Origin of the sequence: Rhodococcus sp. SORGH_AS_0303, assembly GCF_030819335.1 — a bacterium.
GTDB lineage: Bacteria > Actinomycetota > Actinomycetes > Mycobacteriales > Mycobacteriaceae > Rhodococcoides.
On the sequence record NZ_JAUTBO010000001.1, the window covers coordinates 3,208,472 to 3,219,317 of the forward strand.

The 10,846-nt window shown below is 68.1% G+C and carries 9 protein-coding genes and 1 pseudogene; 7 read left to right on the forward strand and 3 right to left on the reverse strand.

The window, feature by feature from the left end:
* Positions 1–3 precede the first annotated feature (3 nt).
* Positions 4–969: an SDR family NAD(P)-dependent oxidoreductase gene (locus tag QE449_RS15055; protein ID WP_231476100.1), complete on the forward strand. Its 966-nt coding sequence runs from the start codon at positions 4–6 to the stop codon at positions 967–969.
* Positions 970–1,267: 298 nt separating this feature from the next.
* The gene (locus QE449_RS15060) at positions 1,268–2,770 is read left to right on the forward strand and encodes a DUF222 domain-containing protein (RefSeq protein WP_027503901.1); all 1,503 of its coding nucleotides are present in this window, start codon (positions 1,268–1,270) and stop codon (positions 2,768–2,770) included.
* A gap of 7 nt (positions 2,771–2,777) precedes the next feature.
* Here the strand turns inward: QE449_RS15060 and QE449_RS15065 are convergent.
* Positions 2,778–3,216, reverse strand: a pseudogene (locus tag QE449_RS15065) (VOC family protein).
* Positions 3,217–3,287: 71 nt separating this feature from the next.
* Between QE449_RS15065 and QE449_RS15070 the strand changes: the two are divergent.
* Complete coding sequence (locus tag QE449_RS15070) at positions 3,288–4,307, forward strand: LLM class flavin-dependent oxidoreductase (RefSeq protein ID WP_027503903.1); 1,020 nt, start codon at positions 3,288–3,290, stop codon at positions 4,305–4,307.
* 9 nt (positions 4,308–4,316) lie between these two features.
* Here the strand turns inward: QE449_RS15070 and ychF are convergent, their stop codons facing one another.
* Together ychF and QE449_RS15080 are read right to left on the reverse strand one after the other, a co-directional pair.
* Entirely contained in the window at positions 4,317–5,396 is a 1,080-nt protein-coding gene (gene ychF / locus QE449_RS15075) for a redox-regulated ATPase YchF (RefSeq protein WP_027503913.1), read from the reverse strand.
* Positions 5,397–5,433: 37 nt separating this feature from the next.
* A complete protein-coding gene (locus QE449_RS15080) occupies positions 5,434–5,862 on the reverse strand; it encodes a CD225/dispanin family protein (RefSeq protein ID WP_027503914.1) in 429 nt (142 codons plus the stop codon).
* Between the two features lie 199 nt (positions 5,863–6,061).
* Between QE449_RS15080 and QE449_RS15085 the strand changes: the two genes are divergently transcribed.
* The 4 genes from QE449_RS15085 to QE449_RS15100 all read left to right on the forward strand — a co-directional run bounded on the left by QE449_RS15085 (position 6,062) and on the right by QE449_RS15100 (position 10,846).
* Positions 6,062–8,335 carry a carbon starvation CstA family protein gene (locus tag QE449_RS15085; RefSeq protein WP_027503915.1) on the forward strand — a complete coding sequence of 758 codons (2,274 nt, stop codon included), beginning with the start codon at positions 6,062–6,064 and terminating at the stop codon, positions 8,333–8,335.
* 1 nt (position 8,336) lies between these two features.
* The gene (locus QE449_RS15090) at positions 8,337–8,528 is read left to right on the forward strand and encodes a YbdD/YjiX family protein (RefSeq protein ID WP_051612930.1); all 192 of its coding nucleotides are present in this window, start codon (positions 8,337–8,339) and stop codon (positions 8,526–8,528) included.
* Positions 8,529–8,540: 12 nt separating this feature from the next.
* Positions 8,541–9,452, forward strand: a complete 912-nt coding sequence (locus QE449_RS15095; RefSeq protein WP_051612931.1) for a DNA-3-methyladenine glycosylase — start codon at positions 8,541–8,543, stop codon at positions 9,450–9,452.
* A 98-nt stretch (positions 9,453–9,550) separates the two neighbouring features.
* Positions 9,551–10,846 (forward strand): AI-2E family transporter, encoded by a 1,296-nt coding sequence (locus QE449_RS15100; RefSeq protein ID WP_082544615.1) that lies wholly within the window; start codon positions 9,551–9,553, stop codon positions 10,844–10,846.

Below are 10,846 nucleotides of genomic sequence, written 5' to 3' on the forward strand. Positions count from 1 at the left end.
GCGGTGGGGAACTTTCTGACAGGAGTGCTGGACGAGGCGCTCGACCGGACGGTCGTGCCCGGCTACTCCCGTATCGGGTCGGCCGTCCGTCGTCGATTCTGGGCGGCCGATCCGGCCCCGTTCCCCGCCCCCATCGACGTGATCGTCACCGGCGGCAGCTCGGGTCTCGGCGCAGCTGCCGCCCGACAACTGGCCGTCCTCGGTGCGCGGGTGCACCTGGTCGGGCGTTCGGCGCGGCGGCTCGACGCCTCCGCGACCGAGATCCGCCACACCGTGCCCGGCGCCGAGCTCGTCGCGCACGAGTGCGACATGAGCGACCTCGATGCCGTGGCTGCGCTGGTCACCACACTGACCGCTCAGCTGACGTCGATCCACGCGGTGGTGCACTGCGCCGGCGTCATGCCGCCCGAGCGCACCGAGACGGCACAGAAGCACGAGATGGCCTTCGCGACCCACGTGCTCGGGCCCGTCGCGCTCACGGTCGGGCTACGCGAGCTGTTCGACGCGGGGTCCCGCGTGGTGTTCGTCTCCAGCGGCGGCATGTATCCGGTGCCGCTGCAGACCACCGACGTCGAGTTCGCTCACGGCGACTACTCGGGCCTCACCGCCTACGCCCGCACCAAGCGCATGCAGGTGGTGATCACCGAGCAACTGGCGGAGCGCCTCACCGGGCCCGACGATCCCGTGGTGCACAGCATGCACCCGGGGTGGGCGGCCACACCCGGTGTCACGGACTCCATTCCGATGTTCGGCTCGGTGATGAAACCCATCCTCCGCACCGCCGACGACGGAGCCGACACCATCGTGTGGCTCGCGGCCGCCGATCTGCCACTCGCGTCCACGGGGATGTTCTGGCACGACAGACGACCGCGCCCCACGCACTACCCGTCCTGGCGGCGGGACTCGCCGGAGGCACGGGACGCACTGTGGGGCGCGGTCGTGGAGGCCACGGGTATCGACCTCGGCTGACGTCTCCGTCAGAGGAGATCGGTCAGGTTCGACACGATCGAGGACCAGACCCACGGTTGATTCCAGATCCAGAGCGAAAGCATGGCGGTAGTCCTCACTGCAGGGAACATCTGTCCCCGACAGTCAAGACGCGTCGTTGCAGGCGTGCACCTCGGACGGCGGATGTCGGTGACGAGTCACTGTCACGCTCGGTGCATCACGACATTCACGACGTTTCCGTCAGGAGCGCGCACGAGGAAGTCTCGGGTGAACTACGGGCGGCCTGTTCGTGTCGGTGCCCGCTGCTACCTTCGCACACATGTTCGAACAGGGGTGGGCGACGCGCGATCCGGAGGCCATGGGCCTACCCGGACACCTCGCCGACGTCACGGTCGACGGCGTCCTCGGCGCACTGACCCACGCCACCGCCGGCGCCGCGTACCTCGAATGGACCCGCTACCGGGCCGCGGCGGAACTGCACACCCGACTGGTCGCGCCGCTGGACACCGCCGACCGCCGCCGATTCGACGCCACCACTCACTGCGCCGCCCGCATCGCCGCAGTCCTGTCGATCACCCAGGGCGCAGGCGAGGGCATCCTCACCCGTGCCGTGGCCCTGCGAGATCGTCTGCCCGACGTTGCCGCCTGCCTCCGCGACGGCCTCGTGACCCCGAAGTACATCCACACCATCATCGCCCGCACCGACCTCGTCGACGGCACCGACCATGCCCACCTGGTCGATGCCGAGATCGCGGCGGCACTACGGCGACGCGGCTCCTGGTCAGTGGCCCGGATGCGCGACATGGTCGACCGCATCGTCTACCGCCACGACCCCGACGCCGTCCGCGAGCGTCGCACTCGCGCGAAGGACGACCGCGGCTTCTGGATCGACCCCGCACCCGACGGCATGGCTTATCAGTGCGCCACCATGCCCGCCGAGAACGCCGTCCTCGTCGCCGCTGCTGTCGACGACCTCGCCGGACGCGTCTGCCCGAAAGACCCGCGCAGCGCCGGCGCCCGACGCAGCGACGCCCTCTTCGCCCTCGCCACGCGCACCCCCTTCGAATGCCAGTGTGACCGTGACAACTGCGACGCTCCCGGCTGGACCGGCGAGGACGGTCTCCTGACCACCGTCATCGTGCACGTCGTCGCCGACGCCGCCACCGTGAACGGGGACACCGCCTCCGCGCAGCAGGGCAACCCGGGTTTCCTCGCGGGCCACGGCGTCATCTCCGCCGACCACGTCGCCGACCTCGCTGCGCGCCCCGACGCGGTTCTGAGGCCGGTCGCCGCCACCAACCCCGCCTCGCAACCCGCGGATCCCTACCGCCCGTCCAGTGCCCTCGACACGTTCGTGCGCATCCGCGATCAGTACTGCACCTGGCCCGGCTGCAGCAACGCCGTCTGGACCGGCGACCTCGACCACATCACCGAGTACGACCACGACGATCCCGCGGCCGGTGGACAGACGACCGACGTCAACCTCGGCGCCAAGTGCCGCTTTCACCACAACCTGAAGACGTTCGGCGACTTCGTCGACGACCAGTACCTCGACGGAGACACCGGACGAGTCGTCTCCACCATCGCCACACCCGAGGGACGCGTGATTCCGGGCCCGGCGCACAACGGGTACGACCTGTACCCCGGACTCGCCGACATCACCTTCGAACAGCCGGCGCAGGCCCCACCGGATGCCCCGCGCACATCACCGACCAGGCGAAGAACCCGCCTGGCGGACAAGCATGCGCGGCGGCGGTCCGAACGCTCCCGAAACCGACGTAGACGAGAGTTCGCCGACAACGACGACCCACCACCGTTCTGACGGGACGTCAGTCCAGGCAGAATTCGTTGCCCTCGACGTCCTGCATCACCATGCAGGACTTTTCTCCGTCGCCCGCGGACAGGAGCCGCACTCGCGTGGCTCCGAGGTCGACGAGGCGTGCGCATTCCGCTTCCAGAGCCCCGAGGCGCTCGTCACCGACCATGCCGACGCCCACACGGACGTCGAGGTGGACGCGGTTCTTGACGGTCTTCGCCTCGGGTACGCGTTGGAAGTACAGCCGTGGGCCCACCCCCCCCGTTCGGGTCCACGCATGCGAAGGCCGACCCCTGTTTCTCGGCGGGGAGCGAACGGTCGAACTCCGCCCAGTCGGCGAAGCCCGCGGGCGCCGGCGGCACCACGTATCCGAGAACCTCGCACCAGAATCGGGCGACTCGCTCGGGGTCCGCGCAATCGAAGGTGACCTGCACCTGTCTCACCTGAGCCATGGAACCACGCTAGGCGACAGTGGCAGCCGTCGGAAGGGAAATATTCGGGCGCCCTCAGCGTTCTCCGGTGCATGAAGAACATCGGGTTCCTGTCGTTCGGGCACTGGTCACCGTCGCCGCACTCGCAGACGCGCTCCGCATCGGACGTGCTGTTGCAGTCGATCGACCTCGCGGTCGCCGCCGAGGAACTCGGTGCAGACGGCGCGTACTTCCGCGTTCACCATTTCGCGAACCAGCTCGCGTCGCCGTTCCCTCTGCTCGCGGCCGTCGGTGCCAAGACCAATCGCATCGAGATCGGCACCGGCGTCATCGACATGCGCTACGAGAACCCGTTCTACATGGCCGAGGACGCCGGGTCCGCCGACCTGATCTCCGGCGGGCGGCTGCAGCTCGGTGTGAGCCGGGGATCGCCCGAGCAGGTCATCGACGGCTTCCGCTACTTCGGCTACGCCCCGGCCGAGGGCACCGACAGCGGAGACATGGCCCGTGACCACACGCGCATCTTCCTGGACCTGTTGGAGGGCAAGGGCTTCGCGGAGCCGAACCCCTCCCCGATGTTTCCCAACCCGCCCGGCCTGTTGCGCCTCGAGCCGCACTCCGACGGGTTGCGTGAGCGCATCTGGTGGGGTGCAGGTACTCGTGCGACCGCCGAGTGGACGGCGCAGCAGGGCATGAACCTCATGAGCTCGACTCTGCTGAGCGAAGACACCGGCGTGCCGTTCCACGAACTGCAGGCCGAACAGATCGAGCGCTTCCGCAAGACGTGGTCCGACGTCGGCCACTCGTTCGAACCGCGAGTGTCGGTGAGCCGCAGCATCTTCCCGATCGTCGACGACGTCGATCGCGCCTACTTCGGCCGCGAGGGCGGCGGCGGCGATCAGGTCGGCTACATCGACGGCGGCATCGCTCGTTTCGGCAAGACCTACGCCGGCTCACCAGACAAGCTCATCGCGGAGCTGGCGAGGGACGAAGCCGTCGCCGCGGCCGACACACTCCTCCTGACCGTGCCCAACCAGCTCGGCGTCGAGTACTGCGCACACCTCATCGAGTCGGTGCTGACGCACGTGGCGCCGGAGTTGGGCTGGCGGTAGCAGTCCCGCTCAGACGTTGAAGCGGAACTCCACCACATCCCCGTCGGCCATGACGTATTCCTTGCCCTCGATGCGGACCTTGCCGGCCGACTTGGCGGCGGCCATGGATCCGGCGGCGACGAGGTCGTCGTAGGACACGACCTCCGCCTTGATGAAGCCCTTCTCGAAGTCGGTGTGGATGACACCGGCGGCCTGGGGTGCGGTGTCGCCCTGATGGATGGTCCACGCGCGGGACTCCTTCGGCCCCGCCGTGAGGTAGGTCTGCAGTCCGAGGGTGTGGAAGCCGGCGCGAGCCAGAGCGTGCAGGCCGGGCTCGGTCTGGCCGATGCTCTCGAGCAGCTCCATCGCGGATTCGTCGTCGAGTTCGACGAGCTCGGACTCGATCTTGGCGTCGAGGAACACGGCGTCGGCGGGTGCGACAGCAGCCTTCAGCTCGGCGACCTTCGCGTCGTCGGTGAGCACCGACTCGTCTGCGTTGAAGACGTAGAGGAACGGCTTGGTGGTGAGCAGATTGAGCTCACGCAATGACGACGCGTCGAACGTGTCCTTCACCGAGTACAGCGTCGTGCCGCTGTCGAGGATCGTCTGCGCTTCCTTGGCCGCGGCGACCATCGGCGCGCGATCCTTCTGCGTGCGAACTTCCTTCTCGAGACGCGGGATCGCCTTCTCGAGGGTCTGCATGTCCGCGATGATCAGCTCGGTCTCGATGACCTCGATGTCGGCGGCCGGATCGACCTTGCCGTCGACGTGCACCACGTCGTCGTCGGCGAACACGCGCACGACCTGGCAGATGGCGTCGGCCTCACGAATGTTCGCGAGGAACTTGTTGCCCAGGCCGGCGCCCTCGGACGCGCCCTTCACGATGCCGGCGATGTCGACGAACGTGACGGGCGCCGGAAGGATCTTCTCGGAACCGAAGATCTTGGCCAGCTCGTTCAGCCGCGGATCCGGCAACGGGACGACGCCCTCGTTCGGCTCGATGGTGGCGAACGGATAGTTCGCCGCCAGCACGTCGTTGTTGGTCAGTGCGTTGAAGAGGGTGGACTTGCCGACGTTGGGCAGTCCGACGATTCCGAGGGTGAGGCTCACAGGGAGGAGAGTCTACGTGCCGCCCCCGACCGCCCTGTCAGTACGTGTAGTCGGTGCCCGATCCCGCCGAGATCGCGAAGGCGATGAGCAGCACGTAGAAGAGGATGAACAGCGCGAAGAGCCCCACGAAGATGTAGAGCGAGTACTTGCCCAGCTGCTTCGTGCGTTCCGACGCGTAGTGCGCACCCTGATAGTCGCCCAGCGACCACCGCGGGAACACCGAGCTCGAGTGGTTGAACGCCGAGAACGCCAGCGGCCAGAAGAAGATCAGCGCGGCGGCGGCCCAGCCGGCGTTGGTCGGCGGCAGCGGCGGCGGACCGTACTGCTGCTGGGGATAACTGGGGGGCTGCTGTGGGAAGGCTCCGCTGGTCGGGAACGCTCCGGTGTCCGTCGGCCCCTTCGTCAGGTCGGGCTCGTACGACGAACCGGTGTACGGCTGCTGCGGGTACTCGGGGTGGTCTGACACACGAGCATCGTAGGCAGTCGGGGCGCGCGAGTGGGGTCTCGTTGTCATGTCGTGACGTTCGGCGACGGTCCCGGACCGCTCGGCGCAATGATCCGCACACGCCAGGCTCACAACCGCACGAAATGTCGGTCGGTCTGCTTACAGTGACTGCGATCACACGATGATCGCCGCCCCTCCACCGCATGCCAGGAGCCCGCAGATGACTGCCGTGTCCGACAGGGGGAACTCGCACGTCGAGTTCCTCAAGACCGACGACGACCTTCCCCCCGTGGGCGTCGTCGACCGCTCACCGATGACGGTGCCCAAACGCATCGTCTTCGTCATCATCGGTCTGCTGGGCGCTGTCGCCTGGACCGTGATCGCCGTGATCCGCGGCGAGCAGGTCAACGCGGTGTGGTTCGTCGTCGCGGCGGTCTGCACCTATATCTTCGCGTTCCGGTTCTACGCACGCCTCATCGAGAACCGCATCGTCCATCCGCGGGACGATCGGGCCACACCCGCCGAGATCCTGGAGAACGGCAAGGACTACATGCCGACGGACCGTCGGGTGCTGTTCGGCCACCACTTCGCCGCGATCGCGGGCGCCGGTCCCCTCGTCGGTCCCGTCCTCGCCGCGCAGATGGGATATCTGCCCGGCACCATGTGGATCATCATCGGCGTCGTCTTCGCCGGCGCGGTGCAGGACTTCCTGGTGCTCTGGATCTCGACCCGCCGACGCGGCCGCAGCCTCGGTCAGATGGCCCGCGAGGAGCTCGGCGTGGTCGGCGGTGTCGCCGCCCTCATCGGCGTCTTCGTCATCATGATCATCATCATCGCGGTGCTCGCACTCGTCGTCGTGAACGCACTCGCCGAGAGCCCGTGGGGCGTCTTCTCCATCGCACTGACCATTCCCATCGCCCTCTTCATGGGCGTCTATCTGCGGTACCTTCGCCCGGGCAAGGTCTCCGAGGTCTCCCTCATCGGCGTCGTCCTGCTGCTGCTCGCCATCATCTCCGGCGGCTGGGTCGCCGAGACCGAATGGGGCGCCGACTGGTTCACGCTGTCCAAGGTCACCGTCGCGTGGTTGCTCATCGCCTACGGTCTCGCCGCGTCGATCCTCCCCGTGTGGCTGCTGCTCGCCCCGCGTGACTACCTGTCGACGTTCATGAAGATCGGCACCATCGTGCTGCTCGCCGTCGGCATCCTCATCGCTCGACCCGTCCTGCAGATGCCGGACATGACGTCGTTCGCCAGCGAGGGCAACGGACCCGCGTTCTCCGGATCGCTCTTCCCGTTCCTCTTCATCACCATCGCCTGCGGCGCGCTCTCCGGTTTCCACGCGCTGATCTCCTCGGGCACCACGCCGAAGCTTCTCGAGAAGGAGAAGCAGATGCGGATGATCGGCTACGGCGGCATGCTCACCGAGTCCTTCGTCGCCATCATGGCTCTGGTCACCGCCTGCATCCTCGATCAGCACATCTACTTCGCGCTCAACGCACCGACCGCACTCACCGGCGGAACACCCGAGACCGCCGCGGCGTACGTCAACGGGCTCGGACTGTCGGGCGGGGACGTCAGCGCAGCCGAGCTGTCGCAGGCCGCGACGGACGTCGGCGAGGAGTCGATCATCTCGCGCACCGGCGGCGCCCCCACGCTCGCGTTCGGCATGTCCGAGGTGCTGCACCAGGTCTTCGGCGGCGAGAGCCTGAAGTCGTTCTGGTACCACTTCGCGATCATGTTCGAGGCGCTGTTCATCCTCACCACCGTCGACGCAGGCACGCGTGTCGCCCGCTTCATGCTGTCGGACTCGCTCGGCAATCTCGGTGGCGGCGCGAAGAAATTCCGCGATCCGTCGTGGCGCGTCGGTGCCTGGATCTGCTCGGTCATCGTCGTCGCGGCCTGGGGCGCCATCCTGCTCATGGGCGTCACCGATCCGCTGGGCGGCATCAACACGCTCTTCCCGCTGTTCGGCATCGCGAACCAGTTGCTGGCCGCCATCGCGCTCACGGTCGTCCTGACCGTCGTGGTGAAGAAGGGTCTGCTGAAGTGGGCCTGGATCCCCGCGCTGCCGCTGGCCTTCGATCTCGTGGTCACCATGACGGCGTCGTACCAGAAGATCTTCTCCGACGTTCCGGCCATCGGCTACTGGGCGCAGCACAGCGACTTCAGGGAAGCGAAGTCGCAGGGCCTCACCGAGTTCCGGTCCGCCGCCACACCGGAGGCCATCGACGCCGTCATCCGCAACACCTTCATCCAGGGCACGCTGTCCATCGTCTTCGCGGTACTCGTCCTCATCGTCGCACTCGCCGGATTCGCCGTCTGCTTCAAGGCGATCCGCGCCGGTGGACTGCCCAGCAGCGAGGAGGCGGACGTACCGTCGAAGCTGTTCGCGCCCAGCGGTTTCCTCCCCACCGAGGCGGAGAAGTCGGTGCAGGCGGAATGGGACGTGCTCATCGCGGACGGCACGGTGCGCCGGCCGGGAACGGGCCACTGACATGAACGCCGTCCTGAAGTCCGTTCGCGCCGCGACGTGGTGGATCACCTCCGTCATGGGTGATCACGACTACGAGCGTTTCGTCGAGCACCGGAACCGAGTCCATCCCGGGCACCCGGTGCCGTCCGAGCGCGAGTACTGGAAGGCACGTCATGCGGAGGCGGACGCGAATCCGGGCGCACGCTGCTGCTGAGATCATGACGGGGTGACGTCGCCGCGCTGGACCCTCGACACCTCCGAGCTGCCGTACTCCGCTCCGTACGACACGGGGTGGATGCGGTGGTTCCTGGCGGGTCACGCGGTTCCGGGCATGGAGACCTTCACGGACGGCGTCTACCGCCGGGCTCTGCGCCTCGATCACGGCCCCGCAGTCGTCACGTGCCGGTTCGTCCCGGGTGACGGCGGCGCGGGAGTCGTCCGGGTGGAGACGCGAGCCCGGGACGCGTCGGACGTCCCCACCGCGCTGTCCCGAGTGCGGCAGGTACTGGCCCTGGACGTCGACGCGGCTCCCGTCGACGCTGCGCTCGCGGCAGATCCTGCGCTCACCGCGTCGGTGGCCGCGGCCCCGGGGATCCGCGTTCCCGGGGCGTTCGATGCCGCGGAGGTGCTCCTTCGCACGATGATCGGTCAGCAGATCTCGCTCGGTGCCGCGGCCACGCACACCGCCCGGCTCGTCGCGGCCCTCGGGGATCCGGTGGGCGACGACGAGGGCGAAGCCGACCACGGCATCACTCGCCTGTTCCCCACTCCCGAGGCCGTGGCCACACGCGGCACCGAGATCCTCACCGGTCCGGCGCGGCGGGTCGCCGCGATCGCGTCGACGGCCGACGCTCTGGCATCGGGCGCCGTGGACGTGCGCCACGACGGCGACGCGGCCACCCAGGAGCGTGCACTGCTGGCGCTGCGCGGTGTCGGCCCGTGGACCGCCCGCTACGTGTCGATGCGGTTGCTGGGCGACCCCGACGTGCTGCTCGACACCGACCTGGTGGTCCGGCAGGGCGCGGCCCTCCTCGACATCGATCTGTCGGACACCGCCCACTGGTCACCGTGGCGGTCCTACGCCTCCATGCACCTGTGGCGTACTGCCCTTCTCGCCCGCGGGCTCACCATCGGGTAGTCCCTCCGTCGCCATGCGTGCGGAATCGGCTTCCCGGGTACAGTCACAGCGCGTTCGACTCTGCGTTCGCCGCATCATCGTCAGACGAGAGGACACACGTGAGCGAGAACGCGCCCACCACTTCCGCAGGCTCCGCGTCGGGCCGTGATCGCAGCGACCTGTTCGGCGCCGGTGGACTCTGGCTGGCCAAGTGGTCGGCCGTGCTCCTCGTCGTCTCGGCAGCGCTGTGGATCGCCGGCTGGCTGGTCGGCCAGCTGTGGGTGATCATGCTCCCGGTTCTGCTGGCACTGGTGGTCGCGACGGTGCTCTGGCCGCCCACCAGGCTGCTGCGCCGCATCGGCTTTCCGCCCGCGCTCGCCGCACTGACCACACTCCTCGGCTTCCTCGCGGTACTCGCCGGTGTGGTCGCGTTCATCGTCCCCTCCGTCATCAGCCAGGCTCCCGATCTCGCAGACAGCGCCACCCTCGGCGTCTCGCAGGTCCAGGAGTGGCTCGAGGGCCCGCCCATCAATCTGGACGACGAGCAGATCGACAGCGCCGTCGAAGCCATCGTCACGCAGCTGCAGGACAGCGGCACGGCGATCGCCTCGGGCGTCTTCGCCGGCGTCGCCACCGCCGGGTCGATCCTGGTCACGCTCGGTCTGGTGCTCGTCCTGAGCTTCTTCTTCATCAAGGACGGCCCGCGCTTCCTCCCCTGGCTGCACGGACTGGCCGGACGCAAGGCCGGTGGTCATCTCGCCGAGGTACTCCGGCGGGTGTGGGACACCCTGGGTGGCTTCATCCGTACCCAGGCCATCGTCAGCGCGATCGACGCGATCTTCATCGGCATCGGCCTGGTGATCCTCGGCGTGCCGCTGACCCCGGTGCTGATGACGCTCACCTTCCTCGGTGGCTTCATCCCCATCGTGGGTGCCTTCGTCGCCGGTGCCCTCGCCGTCCTGGTCGCGCTGGTGGCCAACGGGTTCACCACCGCGGTCATCGTCCTGGCGATCATCCTGGCCGTGCAGCAGATTGAAGGCAATGTCCTGCAGCCGATCCTGCAGAGCAAGTCGATGAACCTGCATGCCGCGATCGTGCTGCTGGCCGTCACCGCCGGCGGTTCCATCTTCGGCATCATCGGGGCGTTCCTCGCGGTCCCGGTCGCTGCGGCCACCGCGGTGCTGCTGCGCTACATCAACGAGCAGATCGAACTTCGGTCCGACGAGGATCCCGGCGCGAACGACATCGCCGAACGCATCCACGACGATCTCGGCACACCCGGTGACGACGCGCCCGTCGTCGTCCACGACGAGAAGACCCGATACGCGCCGGCGCCCTCGGACCAGTCCGACGACGTGGCACCGACTCCGATCGACGTCGACACGCACGAGGACGACGAGAAGAAGGACGACTGA

Coding starts and splice junctions, on each gene's coding strand:
- QE449_RS15070 (WP_027503903.1), top strand. CDS start 3,288: ATGAAGAACATCGGGTTCCTGTCGTTCGGGCACTGGTCACCGTCGCCG.
- QE449_RS15085 (WP_027503915.1), top strand. CDS start 6,062: ATGACTGCCGTGTCCGACAGGGGGAACTCGCACGTCGAGTTCCTCAAG.
- QE449_RS15060 (WP_027503901.1), top strand. CDS start 1,268: ATGTTCGAACAGGGGTGGGCGACGCGCGATCCGGAGGCCATGGGCCTA.
- QE449_RS15090 (WP_051612930.1), top strand. CDS start 8,337: ATGAACGCCGTCCTGAAGTCCGTTCGCGCCGCGACGTGGTGGATCACC.